This is a genomic window from Streptomyces sp. CA-111067, assembly GCF_050956065.1.
GTDB lineage: Bacteria > Actinomycetota > Actinomycetes > Streptomycetales > Streptomycetaceae > Actinacidiphila.
In genome coordinates this window covers 616,883-632,083 of record NZ_CP192103.1, presented here as the reverse complement: position 1 = coordinate 632,083, position 15,201 = coordinate 616,883, and the positions used below count along the sequence as shown (strand labels likewise).

The 15,201-nt window shown below is 73.0% G+C and carries 16 protein-coding genes and 1 pseudogene; 12 read left to right on the top strand and 5 right to left on the bottom strand.

Going from position 1 to position 15,201, the window contains the following annotated elements:
- Positions 1-105: 105 nt before the first annotated feature.
- On the bottom strand, positions 106-1,005 hold the full coding sequence (locus ACQPW6_RS02755) for an aminoglycoside phosphotransferase family protein (RefSeq protein ID WP_433887895.1): 900 nt from the start codon (positions 1,003-1,005) through the stop codon (positions 106-108).
- Positions 1,006-1,164: 159 nt separating this feature from the next.
- Here ACQPW6_RS02755 and ACQPW6_RS02750 point away from each other — a divergent pair, with 159 nt between their 5' ends.
- Complete coding sequence (locus ACQPW6_RS02750) at positions 1,165-2,175, top strand: LacI family DNA-binding transcriptional regulator (RefSeq protein ID WP_433887894.1); 1,011 nt, start codon at positions 1,165-1,167, stop codon at positions 2,173-2,175.
- Here the strand turns inward: ACQPW6_RS02750 and ACQPW6_RS02745 are convergent.
- From ACQPW6_RS02745 to ACQPW6_RS02735, 3 genes are all read right to left on the bottom strand, one after another.
- A complete protein-coding gene (locus ACQPW6_RS02745) occupies positions 2,162-2,851 on the bottom strand; it encodes a LutC/YkgG family protein (protein ID WP_433887893.1) in 690 nt (229 codons plus the stop codon). The two genes, ACQPW6_RS02750 and ACQPW6_RS02745, sit on opposite strands and share 14 nt — an antisense overlap.
- Positions 2,848-3,633, bottom strand: coding sequence for a (Fe-S)-binding protein (locus ACQPW6_RS02740; protein WP_433887892.1), 786 nt, complete (start codon positions 3,631-3,633; stop codon positions 2,848-2,850). The genes ACQPW6_RS02745 and ACQPW6_RS02740 overlap by 4 nt, the downstream gene beginning before the upstream one ends.
- A gap of 161 nt (positions 3,634-3,794) precedes the next feature.
- On the bottom strand, positions 3,795-4,469 hold the full coding sequence (locus tag ACQPW6_RS02735) for a PhzF family phenazine biosynthesis protein (protein WP_433887891.1): 675 nt from the start codon (positions 4,467-4,469) through the stop codon (positions 3,795-3,797).
- Between the two features lie 156 nt (positions 4,470-4,625).
- Between ACQPW6_RS02735 and ACQPW6_RS02730 the strand changes: the two genes are divergently transcribed.
- From ACQPW6_RS02730 to ACQPW6_RS02690, 9 genes are all read left to right on the top strand, one after another.
- A complete protein-coding gene (locus ACQPW6_RS02730) occupies positions 4,626-7,364 on the top strand; it encodes a TIM-barrel domain-containing protein (protein ID WP_433887890.1) in 2,739 nt (912 codons plus the stop codon).
- Between the two features lie 69 nt (positions 7,365-7,433).
- Positions 7,434-8,702, top strand: coding sequence for a VWA domain-containing protein (locus ACQPW6_RS02725; RefSeq protein ID WP_433887889.1), 1,269 nt, complete (start codon positions 7,434-7,436; stop codon positions 8,700-8,702).
- The gene (locus tag ACQPW6_RS02720) at positions 8,702-9,553 is read left to right on the top strand and encodes a hypothetical protein (protein WP_433887888.1); all 852 of its coding nucleotides are present in this window, start codon (positions 8,702-8,704) and stop codon (positions 9,551-9,553) included. Before ACQPW6_RS02725 ends, ACQPW6_RS02720 begins: the two co-directional genes overlap by 1 nt.
- 122 nt (positions 9,554-9,675) lie before the next feature.
- A complete protein-coding gene (rpmG, locus tag ACQPW6_RS02715) occupies positions 9,676-9,840 on the top strand; it encodes a 50S ribosomal protein L33 (protein ID WP_433887887.1) in 165 nt (54 codons plus the stop codon).
- A 67-nt stretch (positions 9,841-9,907) separates the two neighbouring features.
- Positions 9,908-10,165, top strand: a complete 258-nt coding sequence (locus ACQPW6_RS02710; RefSeq protein ID WP_433887886.1) for a type B 50S ribosomal protein L31 — start codon at positions 9,908-9,910, stop codon at positions 10,163-10,165.
- A 133-nt stretch (positions 10,166-10,298) separates the two neighbouring features.
- Positions 10,299-11,210: an alpha/beta fold hydrolase gene (locus ACQPW6_RS02705; RefSeq protein ID WP_433887885.1), complete on the top strand. Its 912-nt coding sequence runs from the start codon at positions 10,299-10,301 to the stop codon at positions 11,208-11,210.
- A gap of 79 nt (positions 11,211-11,289) precedes the next feature.
- Positions 11,290-11,739: a MarR family winged helix-turn-helix transcriptional regulator gene (locus tag ACQPW6_RS02700; RefSeq protein WP_433887884.1), complete on the top strand. Its 450-nt coding sequence runs from the start codon at positions 11,290-11,292 to the stop codon at positions 11,737-11,739.
- Positions 11,740-11,852: 113 nt separating this feature from the next.
- Complete coding sequence (locus ACQPW6_RS02695) at positions 11,853-12,419, top strand: isochorismatase family protein (protein WP_433887883.1); 567 nt, start codon at positions 11,853-11,855, stop codon at positions 12,417-12,419.
- 62 nt (positions 12,420-12,481) lie between these two features.
- On the top strand, positions 12,482-12,781 hold the full coding sequence (locus ACQPW6_RS02690; protein WP_433887882.1) for a hypothetical protein: 300 nt from the start codon (positions 12,482-12,484) through the stop codon (positions 12,779-12,781).
- Here ACQPW6_RS02690 and ACQPW6_RS02685 read toward each other — a convergent pair.
- A pseudogene (locus tag ACQPW6_RS02685) lies at positions 12,775-13,047 on the bottom strand (DUF3626 domain-containing protein); the annotation flags it as partial. The gene ACQPW6_RS02690 and the pseudogene ACQPW6_RS02685 overlap by 7 nt on opposite strands.
- Between ACQPW6_RS02685 and ACQPW6_RS02680 the strand changes: the two are divergent.
- Positions 12,943-13,581, top strand: coding sequence for a ricin-type beta-trefoil lectin domain protein (locus ACQPW6_RS02680; RefSeq protein WP_433894399.1), 639 nt, complete (start codon positions 12,943-12,945; stop codon positions 13,579-13,581). The pseudogene ACQPW6_RS02685 and the gene ACQPW6_RS02680 overlap by 105 nt on opposite strands.
- Positions 13,582-13,698: 117 nt before the next feature.
- Positions 13,699-15,171 (top strand): MFS transporter, encoded by a 1,473-nt coding sequence (locus ACQPW6_RS02675; RefSeq protein WP_433887881.1) that lies wholly within the window; start codon positions 13,699-13,701, stop codon positions 15,169-15,171.
- Positions 15,172-15,201: the final 30 nt, after the last annotated feature.

Sequence of the window (15,201 nt, the reverse complement as noted above, 5' to 3'; positions counted from 1 at the left end):
GTCTGACGAGCCGTTGCACAGGGTGCAACAAGGCCGAAAGGTCGGAGGGGTGCGTTCAAGAGTTGCCGGATCGGCACGGCCCCGACGGCCCGCACGCGGGCCGGCTCAGCCCGCCGCGGCGTGCTCGGCGAGGACCTGGCCGATCACATGGCGGGCGTTGGCGGCCATCGCCGGGTTGGTGTCCCGGTAGTACGGCAGCTGGATGAGCGCCATCGACAGCGCCCAGCCGCGGCCCCTGGCCCAGGTGGCCTCGTCCACCCCGAGCGCGGCACGGAAGCCGGCCCGGGCGGTGGCCGGCAGCAGGTTCCACGCGGTGATCGTGTCGATCGCCGGGTCGCCCACCCCCAGCGTCCCGAAGTCGATCACCGCGGTCAGCCGGCCGCCGCCGAGCAGCAGGTTCCCCGGCATCAGATCGCCGTGCAGCCACACCGGCCGGCCCCGCCGGCCGGGCGCGCCGAGCGCCGACTCCCAGGCGGCGGTCGCCGCCGCGGTGTCGATCTCGCCGTGCAGCGCGCCGATCGCCGCCCGGGTCCCGGCGTCCGCCGCGCCGAGCGGCCCGCCCCGGTACGCGGACGGGCCGCCCTCGGGGTCGATCCGCTGCAAGGCGCCGACGAACGCGGCCAATCCGGCGGCCAGCCCGGCCGGATCGGCCAGCTCGCCGACCACCGGGACGGCGCCGTCGAGCCACCGGTGCACCGCCCACGGCCAGGGGTAGCCGGCCGCGGGCTTGCCCACGCCGAGCACCTCCGGGACGGCCACCGGCAGCCCCGGGGCGAGACGCGGCAGCCACCGCGCCTCCTTCGCCACGTCCCCCGCGCCGCCCTCGTTCAGCGGCAGCCGTACCGCCATCGACTCGCCCAGCCGGTACACCGCGTTGACCGTGCCGGCCGAGGGGAACCGCCGCAGCGGCAGCTCCGCCCAGCGCGGGAACTGACCGGCGAGCAGCCGCCGGACGAGAGCCGTGTCGATCTCCGCCTCGTCGGCGTGCATCCGCCCGGTGCGCATCGGGCCCCTTCCCATGGGATCAGTCAGGCCCGGCAAGGAACCAGGTCAGCGCCCATTCGAGCGCTCCCGGCGACGTGATGCCAGCCGTTTTCCCGGCCCGCCCGGACGGCCCGCGGCGAATCGGCGCCGCGGCGCTGAGTGAACTGTTTCAATAGGGGGATGGTCGGAATCAAGGATGTGGCCCGGCAGGCCGGGGTCTCCGTGGGCACGGTATCCAACGTGATCAACCGCCCCGACATGGTCTCCACCGAGACCAAGGAGCGGGTGCAGGCGGTCATCAGGCAACTGGGCTACGTCCGCAGCGAATCGGCCCGCCAGCTGCGGGCCGGCCACAGCCGGATCATGGCGCTGCTGGTGCTCGACATGGGCAACCCGTTCTTCGTGGACGTCGCCCGCGGCGCCGAGTCCGCGGCGCGCCGCGCCGGGCTCGGCGTGATGGTCTGCAACAGCGCGCAGAGCATCACCGAGGAGGCCACCTACCTCTCGCTCTTCGTGGAGCAGCGGGTGCGCGGCGTGCTGGTCACGCCGGTGGACTCCACCGCGGGCAACCTGGACCGGCTGCGCCAGCAGAGCATCCCGTTCGTACTGGTGGACCGGGTCGCCGAGGGCGTCGAGGAGTGCTCGGTGTCGGTGGACGACCGGATCGGCGGCGCGCTGGCCGGCCGGCACCTGATCGGCGCCGGGCACCGGACGATCGCGTACATAAGCGGTCCGCCGCACCTCCAGCAGGTCAAGGACCGCCGCGAGGGCATGCTCCAGGCCATCGCCGAGGCCGGGCTGCCGCCGGAGGCGCTGCTGGAGATCCCCGCCGAGCGACTCGACGTGGCCGCCGGCCGGGACGCCGGCTCCCGGCTGCTCGGGCTGGCCGAGCGCCCCACCGCGGTGTTCTGTGCCAACGACCTGCTCGCCCTCGGCCTGCTCCAGGTGGTCTACGCGGCCGGCATCGCGGTGCCGCGCGACCTGGCCATCGTCGGCTACGACGACATCGAGTTCGCGGCGGCGGCGGTCGTGCCGCTCACCTCCGTACGGCAGCCCGCCGTCGAGATGGGCCGGATGGCCGCCGACCTGCTGCTGGAGGAGACCGGCCCGGAGGCCGCGCGGCACCAGCACCAGCGGGCGGTGCTGCTGCCCGAGCTGGTCGTCAGGGGCTCCAGCCTCACCCCGCGCTGACCAGGACGACCTCCAGGGTGCGCGGCCCGTGCACGCCCTCCACCCGGTCCAGTTCGATGTCGCTGGTCGCGGAGGGCCCGGAGATCCAGGTCAGCGGGCGGCGCGGATCCAGCCGCGGCATCGCCTGCGGCAGCGAGGCCACCACCTGGTCCGGCACCCGCACCACGCAGATGTGGTGGTCGGGGACGAGCGTGAGCATCCGCCGCCCCTGGCCGTCGCCGCCGTCCAGCACGATGGTGCCGGTCTCGGCGATGGCCAGGGCGCAGCCGGTGACCACGCTGTCCACCGCGTCGAGCCGCGCCGCGGTCAGCTCCGCCGAGTCGGCCGGCCGCTCGATGCCCTGCGCCCCGGCGAGCCAGCGCGGCGGCAGCCCGCCCGGCGCGATCACGCTGCGGCTGCCGTGCTCCGACAGCAGCCCGGCGATGACACCGGGCAGTCCGGCCTCGTCGCAGCGGTGAACCAGGGCCCGGTAGTCGGCCAGGTTCACCGCGAGCAGCTCGGTGAGCGCCGCCGGGTCGTCCGGCACGTGCGCGGCCCGGTAGTCGCGCGGGACGGGGTGGTCCTCGGGCCGCTCGTCCGACGGGATGTCGGCGAGGGCCGCCCGGACCCGGCCGAGTACGACCTCGCGCGAGGAGCCGGCCGGAGCGGGCCCGGCGGCGGGGGAGTCACCGGTCATCGATGCCTGTCCTGTGCCGGCGCGGGCGGTGTGTAGGGGTGTTGTCGGGTGGAGGCGAGGATTTCGGCGAGGTGGATGGTGTGCAGGGGGGCGTTCTGGTGGCGGGCGATGCCGTTGATGTGCATGAGGCAGGAGTTGTCGGCGCCGCAGAGGAGGGGGGCGCCGGTGTCGGTGGCGTGTCTGACCTTGTCCTGGCCCATGGCGGTGGACACGTCGGGGTTCTTCACCGCGAAGGTGCCGCCGAAGCCGCAGCACTCTTCCGCGCCCTCCAGTTCGCGCAGTTCCAGGCCCTGCACGGATTCCAGCAGCCGGCGCGGCCGGTCGCCGAGGCCGAGCATCCGCAGCCCGTGGCAGGAGGGGTGGTAGGCGACGGCGTGCGGGAAGTACGCGCCGACGTCGGTCACGTTGAGCACGTCCACCAGGAACTCGGTGAGTTCGTAGGTCTTGGGCACGGCCGGCGCCGCCGCCTGGGCGAGCGCCTGGCCCCGGCCCTCGGCGGCGGCCTTCGCCCCGATCCGCGGGTAGTTGTCGCGGACCATCGCGGCGCACGAACCTGACGGCGTCACCACGTAGTCGTACGGCTGGAAGGCGTCGGCGTAGCGGCGGACCAGGGCTTCGGTCTGGTGCCGGTAGCCGGTGTTGTACTGCGGCTGGCCGCAGCAGGACTGCGCGGCGGGAAAGCCGACCTCCACCCCGAGCCGTTCCAGCAGGGTGACCACCGCCTGCCCGGTGCCGGGGTAGAGCAGGTCGTTCACGCAGGTCACGAAGAGCCCTACACGCATGAGGCTCCTTTGGCGGCGTCGTCGGTCGGTCGGCATTGTGAAACGATTCATGTAGACGGTAGAGCGGGTGCGTACCCCTGTCAAGGTTGGTTGCCGCTAAGACCGGTGGCCCGTGTGCCGGACCTGAATCAATTCATGCACCCCGGCGCGGGCCGGCCCGTTCACGGGATCCCGGTGAGCGTCCCGGCCAGCCGCACCCGGCCGCCGATCTCGATCGTCCCGTCCGGGCTCGGCGCGGTGAGCAGCTGCGAGCCCCGGCCCTGGGCGATGTTCAGCGCCCGGCCGAGCCGCTCGCTGAGCAGCAGCGCCGCCGCGCCGGTCGCCTCGTCCTCCTCGATGCCGTCGCCGCGGCCGGGGAAGGCGCGCGCCCTGATCCGGCCGGCGGCCTCGTCCTGCCACGCCCAGGCGTAGACCCACTCGCCGGGCGCCGGCACCGCGAGCGCGTCCACCTCGGCGGCCGAGGCGTACTGCCGCAGCGTGCGCGGCGGCGCCCACTTCGGGTGGGCGGTGATCCAGGTGAACTCGCCGTCGTGCCGGCTGAAGACCTCGCCGACGCACAGTTCGAGGACCTCCAGGTCGAGCAGCCAGGCCGCGCCGACCACCGGGTGCCCGGCGAACGGCAGCCGCAGCCCGGGGGTGTAGATGTCGAGCACCCCGCGCTCCGGGTCGTCCACGAACACCGTCTCGCTGTAGCCGAGGTGCTTGGCGAGCGCCTGCCGGGCCGCCGGGTCGGGGAAGCGGGCGCCGTCGCGCACCACGCCGAGCGTGTTCCCGTGCCCGTTGTCGGGTCCGCAGAAGACCCGGAGCACGTCGATGGCGGCCGGCGTCGAGTTCACCGGGGTATTCAAGCATCCCCGGGCGCCCGGGGGTTGTGACGGGGTGGCGGCGGGCAGGAACCTCCACGACCTCACCTCACCCCCCACCCGCTCCATGAGGCGACTGCGCTCACTTGGCCACCACCGGCGGTCGCCACGGAGATACGGAGGCGTCCCATGCGCCTGCTCACGTCCGTCCGCACCGGTGTCCTCGCCTTCACGCTGGTCGCCGCGGGGCTGTCGCCGCTGCTGCCGGCCCCGTCCGCCGCCGCAGACGACGGCTCGAACGCCGTGGTCGACGGCTCGGCCCGCTTCGAAGTGATCAGCCCCACCCTGATCCGGATGGAGTACGCGGGCGACGGGAAGTTCGAGGACCGGCCCACGTTCAACATGGTCGACCGCGACCACCCGGCCGTGCCGTACACCACCTCCGTCACCTCCGACGGCTACCGCGAGATCCGCACCTCGAAGGTGGTACTGCGCTACCAGCGCGGCTCCGGCCCGTTCACCGACGCCAACACCTCCGCCCAGCTGACCGTCGGCAGCAAGACCGTCACCGTCCACCCGTTCGGCGCCGGCGGCTCCTCCGGCGGCTGCGGCTTCGGCACGCTCTGCGAGGCCGAGCAGGCCCAGCTCACCACGGGCGTCACGGTGGCGAGCGACCACACCGGGTTCACCGGCACCGGATTCGCGGCCGGCTTCGAGCAGACCGGCGCAGGGCTGACCGCCACCGTGGCCGGCGTCCCGGCGGCCGGCAACTACACGATCGGCGTCCGCTACGCCAACGCGGCCGGCAGCGACGGGCAGACCACCCAGCGGACGCTTTCCGCGTCGGTCAACGGCGCCGCGCCGGTCACGCTCACGCTGCCGGTCAGCGGCAGTTGGGACACCTGGAAGGTGGCCGACCTGACCGTCCCGCTGAAGGCCGGCGCCAACACCGTGCAGATCAGCCGGACGTCCGCCGACTCCGGCCGGGTCAACGTCGACAGCCTCGCGCTGCTGAACCAGGGCGCCGGCTACCCGCCGGGCACGGTCACCCCGCCGGGCGGCTCGTCCGGCCAGCTCGGCGGCTGGTACCGGGGCCTGGACAATCCGTCGGCGCTGCCGGTGCCGCTGCACCCGGGCATCCTCAGCCGGGACGGCTACTACCTGCTCGACGACAGCAGCACGCCGATCCAGAACGCCGACGGGACGGTGGCGCAGCGCCCCTCGCACGCCGGACAGCCCTACCAGGACGGCTACTTCTTCGGCTACGGCCACGACTACAAGCAGGCCCTCACCGACTTCACCGCCGCCACCGGGCCCACCGCGCTGCTCCCGCGCTGGGCGTACGGCGTGTGGTACTCGCGCTACTACGCCTACACCGACGCCGACTACCGCAACTCCCTGCTGCCGGGGTTCCGTTCGAACCAGGTGCCCATCGACGCCCTGGTGATCGACACCGACTACAAGTCGCCCAGCACCTGGGACGGCTGGAACTGGAACTCCGCGCTGTTCCCCGACCCGGCCGGCTTCATGGCCTGGACCAGACAGCAGGGCCTCCAGGTCTCGCTGAACGTGCACGCCGGCATCCCCGGCAACGACCCCAAGTTCCCGGCTGCCGACGCCACCGCGGGCGGCCTCAGCCCGTCCGGCGACGGCTACGTCTTCGACTGGAGCAAACCCCAGCAGGCCAAGGCGTACTTCGACCTGCACGCGTCCTTCGAGCAGCAGGGCGTACGCGAGTGGTGGCTCGACTGGTGCTGCGACGCCAGCCAGGCGAGCGCGCCGAACATCACGCCGGACGCCTGGATCAACCAGCTGTACAAGCAGCACGACGACGCCCGCGGGGTGCGCGGCTTCGCCTTCTCCCGGGCCGGCGCCTCCTACCAGAACTACGGCGGCAGCTACCCGGCCGGGCCCTGGGCCGAGCACCGCAACACCCTCCAGTTCACCGGTGACACCCCGGCGACCTGGGACATGCTGGCCTACGAGGCGCAGTTCACCGCGGACGAGGCGTCGATCGGCCTGTCCAACGTCAGCGACGACATCGGCAGCTTCCACGGCGGCCACCTCGCCGACGACCTCTACGCCCGCTGGGTGCAGCTGGGCGCCTTCCAGCCGGTGGACCGGCTGCACTCCGACCACGGCGACCGGCTGCCGTGGAACTACGGCACCGCGGCGAACGCCTCGGCGGCGAAGTTCCTCCGGCTGCGCGAGTCCCTGGTGCCCTACACCTACTCGCTGGCCCGGCAGGCGTACGACACCGGAGTGCCGATCGTCCGCCCGCTGTACCTGGACTACCCCGAGCAGGACGCGGCCTACGCCAACGCCGGCGAGTACCTCTACGGCGACGACGTGCTGGTCCGCCCGGTGACCACCGCAGGCACCTCCGCGACCAGCAGCGTGTGGATCCCGCCGGGCACCTGGACCGACTACTTCTCGCACACCACGTACACCGGCCCGGCGACCGTCCAGGTGACCGACGACCTGTCCACCATGCCGGTGTTCATCCGCTCCGGCGGCATCATGGCCACCCGCACCGACTACGTCGACAACGCCGGGCAGAAGCCGCTGACCCAGCTCACCCTGGACATCGGGGCCGGCGCCAACGGCTCGTTCTCGCTCTACGAGGACGCCGGCGACACCAACGCGTTCACCACCGGGCAGTCCGCCCGTACCGCCGTCACGTTCGACAACGCGGGCCGCGCGGTGCACATCGCGGCGGCGGCCGGCAGCTACCCGGGGTTGGTTTCCGGCCGCTCCTACACCGTCAACCTCCTTGATCTGACCGCCACTCCGGCCTCCGTCACGGTGGACGGGCAGCCGCTGGCGGCCGGCTCCGGCTGGTCGTACAGCGCCGCCACCCACCAACTCACCGTGCATACAGGCGAATTGAGTACAAGCGCCGCACACACCATCGGATACACCACCTGACGGCACCGGCAACCGGGGCCCTGACCAGCCGACTTCAGTATTGGGCGCGATCTTCACTACGATCCGCCGATGATCATAAGAAAGTTGCTGACGGCTGGTCTGGGCGCCGGTCTGCTGGCCTTCGCGGCCGGCGGACTGCTGCCCACCCTCGCCGCGGCCGACGAGCAGCCCGCGGCGGCGCCGCCCGCGCCCAAGGTCGAGCTGGTGCTCGACGTGAGCGGCTCGATGAACGCCCGCGACATCGACGGCCAGACCCGGATGTCCGCGGCCAAGCAGGCGTTCGACGACGTGCTGGACTCCACGCCCGCGAACGTGGAGCTGGGCATCAGGACACTGGGAGCCGACTACCCCGGCAATGACCGCAAGACCGGCTGCAAGGACACCAGGCAGCTCTACCCCGTCGGCCCGCTGGACCGGAACGAGGCCAAGACCGCGGTGGCCACGCTCGCGCCCACCGGCTGGACCCCGATCGGCCCGGCGCTGCTCAGGGCCGCGGACGACATCAAGGGCGGCAGCGGCACCCACCGGCTGGTGCTGATCACCGACGGCGAGGACACCTGCGCGCCGCTGAACCCGTGCGACGTGGCCCGCGACATCGCCGCCAAGGGCATCCACCTGGTGATCGACACCCTCGGCCTGGTCCCCGACGCCTCCACCCGCAACCAGCTCAGCTGCATCGCCGAGGCGACCGGCGGCACCTACACCGCCGTACAGCACCGCCAGCAGCTCACCACCAAGGTCAAGCAACTGGTGGACCGCAGCACCGACGTCCAGGTCGCCCCGGTGGCCACCCAGGGCGGCGCGCAGTGCACCGGCGCGCCGCAGCTCAAGGCCGGCGTCTACACCGACCGCGAGACGTTCTCGCAGAACCGCTGGTACCGGGTGGACGTGCCGCCGGGGCAGGAGCTGCGGGCCTCGGCAAGCATCTCCGACGACCGCGCGGTCAACGCCGACTACGGCATCCTGCTGCGCGGCGTGACGCTGCACGGGCGGGAGATCGTCCGCGACGACGAGGGCGGCACCGGCCGTACCGACGTGGTCTCGGCCGGCATCCGCTACCCCAAGCCGTCGACCGACGACGACACGCCGCCGGAGACCGTCTGCCTGCAGGTCGGCAACTCCTTCTCCGCGCCCGCCTCGGTCAAGGTCAGCCCGGGACTGCCGGTGGAGCTCTCCATCGACCTGGTGCCGTCCCCCGACCAGCCGTCCGACGTGGCCTTCTACGGCCTCGGCAGCGGCTGGTGGCTGCTCGGCGCCCTCGCGGCGACCGGCGCGGTGATGGGCCTGCTGTCCGGCTGGATCGCCCGCTGGCGCCTGAACGTCCGGAGGAACGCCTGATGCGCACCGTACGACTGCTGGCCGCCGCGGCCCTGCTGGCCGGCACCGCGCTGGCCGGGCTGACCGGCCCGGCCGCCGCCGACGACTCGAGCAGCACCCCGTCCGCCGATCCGAGCGCGAGCAGCACCGCGGACGCCGGCAAGGACGCCGCTCCCACCGAGGCGGGCACCAACTTCCGTACCGCCACCGCCATCAAGCAGGGGCAGCAGGCCACCGCGAACGCGTCGGCCGGCGACTACCTCTACTGGGCCTTCCCGGCCGACAGCGGCGAGCACGTCACGGTCAAGGCCACCGTGACCTTCCCGGCGGCCTCGGTCAGGCACGGCGCCTCGACCTGGCAGCTCGACGTCTACGACGGGCTGCGGCGACGCCAGTCCTGCCGGTTCGGCAGCCAGACCAGGACCGCCGCGGCCGACGCCACGTCGGTCGAGCTGTCCTGCTCGCTGCGCGCGATCCGGGCCTGGGCCGAACCGTGGTCCAACGACCCGCTGCGCGGTGCCTACTACCTGCGGCTCACGGTGCTCGACCTGCCGCCGACCGACCTGGGGCTGCCGGTGCAGGCAGCGGTGAAGGCCACCTCGTCGGGCACGGCGGGACGGCAGGCGGTCGACGGCTCGGTCGCCCCGGTGGTGTCGGCGAACTCCGCGGCCGTGGCGCCGTCCGGCGGCTGGGCCGGCACCTGGTGGTCGGCGCGCTGGCTGTGGACCGGCGGCGGCGGTCTGCTGGCGGCCCTGATCGGGGTCGGCGCCCACCGGCTGGCCCGCGGGCCCGTCCGGCTCAGCGGCAGGTCAGGACCTCGGCCGGGGGAGTACGACCGGTCCCGGTCGGAGCCGGCCGGCTATGTGAACTGACGGCCGCGGCTGCCCGCACGCAAGGGACCGGGCGGCCGGGAATGCACAGGGTCCTCCTCGCGTTGTCAGGTACATCGCGTGAGACGGAAACGATAACCGTTCCGTTTCGGGAAGGAAGATCCATGGCACGCAGTGAACTGCGCCCGGTCGTCCGGCTCCGCTCCACCGAGGGAACCGGCCACACGTACGTCACCCGCAAGAACCGCCGCAACGACCCGGACCGGCTGGAACTGGTCAAGTACGACCCGGTCGTCCGCCGGCACGTCACCTTCCGCGAAGAGCGCTGAGCCGCGGGCCTTCCGGCCCGGCGCCACCCCGTCCGCCCACCGCTGGACCCGATTGCGAGGCAACCACATGAAGCACGGCATCCACCCGCAGTACCGCCCGGTCGTCTTCCGCGACAACGTCGGCGGACTGGCCTTCCTCACCCGCTCCACCGCCGCCACCGAGCGCACCGTGGAATGGCGGGACGGCCGCAGCTACCCGGTGATCGACGTCGAGATCTCCTCGGCGAGCCACCCCTTCTACACCGGTGCCGCCCGGGTGCTCGACACCGCGGGCCGCGTGGAGCGCTTCGAGCGCCGCTACGGCGCCAAGGCGGCCCGCGACTGACCCGCCGCCCCTCACGGGGCGAACACCGGACACCACTGACGGCGGCCGGAACCAGACGGTTCCGGCCGCCGCTCCCTGTCCGCTCCGAGGACGGGGGAACGGTCCGCGGCCCGCTCTGGTTGGATGGGGCCGCGTGAGCACCGAAGCGAGCTGGACCCCGCCCGCCACCCGTGAACTGCGCACCCCCGACGGCCGGTTGCTGCGCTACTGCCTGTACGGGCCGGAGGGCGGCGAGCCGGTGTTCGCGCTCAACGGCACTCCCGACACCCGCTGGGTGCGCCCCGAGGGCGTCGCCGCGTACGAGGACGCCGGCCTGCGGGTGCTGGTGTACGACCGGCCCGGATACGGCGGCTCCACCCGCAGGCCGGGACGGACGGTCGGCGACGCCGCGCAGGACGTCGGGGCGCTCGCGCGGGCCATGGGCTGGGACCGGTTCGCGGTCACCGGCTTCTCCGGCGGCGGCCCGCACGCGCTGGCCTGCGCCGCGCTGCTGCCCGGCCGGGTGACCCGGTGCGCGGCGATGATGAGCCCGGCCCCGTTCGACGCGCCCGGCCTCGACTTCTTCGCCGGCATGGCGGCCGACGACGTCCGCTGCTACCGGCTCGCCGCGGCCGGCGACCCGGCGCTCCGGCCGCTGCTGGAGCGCGGCGGGGCGGAGGCGGTGGCCCGGGTCGAGCGCGGCGAGCCGATGCTCGCCCCGGACGGGGGCGCGCCCGACAGCGACCTGGAGCGGCTGCGCGCCCGCCCGGCCGCGGCCGATCCCGGCCGGGTCGCCAGGAACCGGGCGATGTGGCTCGACGGCGTCGACGGCCGGCTCGACGACCTGGCCGCGCTCAGCCGCCCCTGGGGCTTCGACGTGCGCGAGATCGGCGCCCCGACCAGCATCTGGTACGGGCTGGCGGACGCGTTCGTGCCGCGGCAGCACGGCGACTGGCTGCGTACCCAGGTGCCGGGCGCGCAGTCCTTCACGTTCCCCGGCGGGCACGTTCCCGACGAGGACGACGAATGCCGGATGCTCGGCTGGCTGGCGCCTGCTTCTGCCTGAGGCCGGGTGGCGGCACCGGTACGGCGATAGCGCTGGCGCGTTATTTTGCTAAGTTCACCTTATCAGTTAGCCTTAACGCATGACCCAGGAACCAGAGCGGGCGCCGGAGCCGGACCGCGTCGCGGAAGCACTGCTGCTCGGCGTCAGGCTGCTGGTGCGGCGGGTGCGCCAGCTCCCCGGCGAAGGCGATCTGACGCTGCCGGAGACCGCCGCGCTCGGCCGGCTGGACCGCGGCGGCCCCGCCACGTCCAGCGAGATGGCCAAGCTGGAGCAGATCAGCCCGCAGTCGATGGGCGCCACCCTCGGCGGCCTTGAGGCGCGCGGCCTGATCGAGCGCAGCGCCGACCCGCGGGACGGCCGCCGGGTGGTGCTGTCGATCTCCGGAGCCGGGCGCGCGGTGCTGGGCGACCGGCGCAACGCCAAGGCGCAGAAGCTCGCCGAGGCGCTCGCCGACGGCTTCACCCCGCAGGAGCTGCGGCTGCTGAACGAGGTCGCGCCGCTGCTGGAGCGGCTGGCCCAGAACCTCTGACGCGCCCGGCCCCCGTCCGGCCCGCGCCCGGCGCGCGCGGCCGTGGGCCCGTTCGACCTGGTGAACCCATGTCGATGAACCGATGCCGATGAACCCATGAAAGAGGCACGCAGATGACGCTGTCCGTTCTCGACCCGAAGCCCGCGCTCGTGGTGATCGACCTCCAGAAGGGGATCACCGGCTATCCGACGGTGCACCCGATGGAGGACGTCGTGCGGCGGTCGGCGGACCTGGCGGCGGCCTTCCGCTCGCACGGCCTGCCGGTCGTCCTGGTCAACGCCAGCGGCGGCGCGCCGGGCCGTACCGACGCCGTGTCGCCGCGGTCCGGCCGGACCCCGGAGCCGGACTGGACCGAGATCGTCGCGGAGCTCGACCCGCAGCCCACCGACCTCCGGGTGACCAAGCAGACCTGGGGCGCGTTCCACAACACCCCGCTGGACTCGCTGCTCCAGGAGCTCGGCGTCACCCAGATCGTGCTGACCGGTGTGGCGACCTCCGCGGGCGTCGAGTCCACCGCCCGCGCCGCCCACGAGCACGGCTACCACGTGGTGCTGGCCACCGACGCGATGACCGACATGGAAGCCGACCGGCACCACAACAGCGTCGAGCGGATCTTCCCGCGCCTCGGCGAGAGCACCACCGCCGCCGAGGTGATCGACCAGCTCGCCAAGTCCCGCTGACCGGGTTCCCGTTCGGACCGGTCAGCGGCGCTGCCCGGCCGGATCCGGGGCAGGCGAGGGGCATGACGATGCTCACCCGGAAGAAGACGGTCTATCCGTTGCCCCAGCGCACAGCGCTGACGCTGCGCTGGGGTCTGCGGCTGAGCCTGCTCGGCTGCGCCCTGTCACTGATCGGCCTGGTGGCCGTCGCGGCCGGCTGGCAGAACTCCGGCCTGCGGATCGTGCAGGCGGCGCTGCTGCTGGCCGTGCTGGCGGGGTCGGCGGCCGGGCTGCTCGCCGCGCGGCGTCGCCGCCGCTCCGCCATGACCCCGGCGGCGCCCGAAGGCCCGTCCGTGGTCCAGGAGTGGAACGGGCCTCAGTAGTCCGGCGCGCCGAAGCGGGCCAGGCAGTGCCAGACGCGCTTGAGTGACTGTTCGTCATGGCGGCCGGTGCGGGCGGCGTCGCCGATGGCGCGGGGGTCGAGCCGTCCGTCCACCGCGATCTGCTCGCCCAGCGCCACGAACTCCGGCCCGCGGTAGTCCGGATGGCGCCGCAGCTCGTCGACCGCCAGCCGGAACCCGGCGTGCCACTCGACCGGGAAGCCGAGGCGGCGGGCCGCGCTCTCCACGGCGGTGCCGCGGTGGCACGGGCGTCCTCGTACAAGCTGTCCAATCTGTGGACCAAGGCGGTCTCGAGCACCGGCGGCACGATCAGCGCCCCGGTGCCGGCCCACGGCACCGTCATGTACCGGGTCTCGGTGGGCAGCGGCAGCAGCACCGGCACCACCCACCCGCTGATCAGCGCCTCCTCGCACCGCTGCCTGGACGCGGAGGGCGGCGCCACCACGCCGGGCACCAAGATCGAGATCTGGGACTGCAACGGCGGCGCGGGCCAGGCCGGCACCTTCACCGCGGCCGGTGAACTGCGGCTCTACGGCGGCACCCAGTGCCTGGACGCCTTCAACAACCAGACCGCGCCGGGTACCAAGGTCGAGCTGTGGACCTGCAACGGCGGCGCCAACCAGAAGTGGCAGCTCAACGCCGACGGCACCGTCACCGGCGGCCAGTCCGGCCTGTGCCTCGACGTGACCGGCGGCAACGTGAGCGCGGGCAACGTCAACGGCACCGCGCTGGAACTGTGGAACTGCAACAGCGGCGCCAACCAGCAGTGGAGCCTGAGGTGATGGAGCCTTCGCGGCTGATGTGAGCAAGGGGGACCCTCGTCCCGCTCCCGTACGATAGTCTGCCCGCCGCTACGCGGAACCATAGTTCCGGTTACGAAGGGCGGGCGAGGGAATCCCATGGCGTCGCAGACCCGAAGAGTCCACCACCAGGTCACCTTCGCGGTGCTGGCCGCGGCGGTCGCCGCCTACGCACTGCTCCAGTCGCTGGTCACACCGGTGCTCTCGACCATCGCGGTCGATCTGCACACCACGCAGAACACCGTGACGTGGGTGCTGACCGCCTATCTGCTGTCGGCGTCGATATTCACCCCGATCATGGGCCGGATCGGCGACATGATCGGCAAGGAAAGGGTCTTCGTCGCGACGCTCATCGCGCTCTCGGCGGGCTCGCTGCTGGCCGCGCTCGCCACCAACGTGCAGGTGATGATCGTCGCCCGGGTGATCCAGGGCATCGGCGGCGGTGTGCTGCCGCTGGCGTTCGGCATCATCCGCGACGAGTTCCCCAAGGAGAAGCTGAACGGGGCCGTGGGCGCCATCGCCTCGCTCAGCGCGGTGGGCGCCGGGCTCGGCATCGTGCTGGCCGGGCCGATCGTCAACGCACTCGACTACCACTGGCTGTTCTGGCTGCCGATGATCCTGACCGTGGCCGCCGCACTGGCCGCGCACTTCTTCGTCCCCGAGTCGCCGGTACGCACTCCGGGGCGGATCAGCTGGCTGCCCGCCGTGCTGCTGTCCGCGTGGCTGGTGGCGCTGCTGGTCGCGCTCAGCCAGGCGCCGGTGTGGGGCTGGGGCTCCGGCCGGGTGATCGGCCTGCTGGTGGGGTCCGTCGTGCTGGCGGCCGGCTGGGTGCGGGTGGAGCTGCGGGCCGCCACTCCGCTGATCGACATGAAGATGATGCGGCTGCCCGCGGTGTGGACCAACAACCTGGTCGCGCTGCTGATCGGCATCGGGATGTACGCCGTCTTCGCCTTCCTGCCGGAGTTCGTGCAGACCCCCAAGTCGACCGGATACGGGCTCGGTTCGAGCATCACCCAGTCCGGTCTGATCTTGCTGCCGGCCTCGATCACCATGTTCTTCGTCGGCATGGGGGCGGGCGGCATGGCCCGCCGGGTCGGCGCCAAGGCCCTGGTGGTGGTCGGCTGCCTGGTCGGGGTCGTCTCGATGGCCATCCTCGCCTTCGCGCACGACGAGAAGTGGGAGCTGTACGTCTCCACCGCCGTCATGGGCGTCGGCTTCGGCCTGGCCTTCTCCGCGATGTCCAGCCTGATCGTCAGCGCGGTGCCGCCGGAGCAGACCGGCGTGGCCAGCGGCATGAACGCCAACATCCGGACGATCGGCGGCTCGATCGGCGCGGCGCTGATGGCGAGCATCGTCACCGCGAACCCGGCAGCAGACGGCCTGCCCCGCGAGTCGGGCTACACCAACGGCTTCGCCATGCTGGCCGGCGCTCTCGTCGTCGCGGCGTTCGCGGCGGTCCTGATGCCCGCCGGAGGCCGCGGCCGGACGCGCGGCGGCGGCACCGGCCAACCCGAGCACGCCGAGTCGGCGCTGCTGGCCGGCGGGACGATCGTCGGCGACCAGCCGGAGTGAGGCGGGCGGTGCCGGCACTCCAGTGCGGCC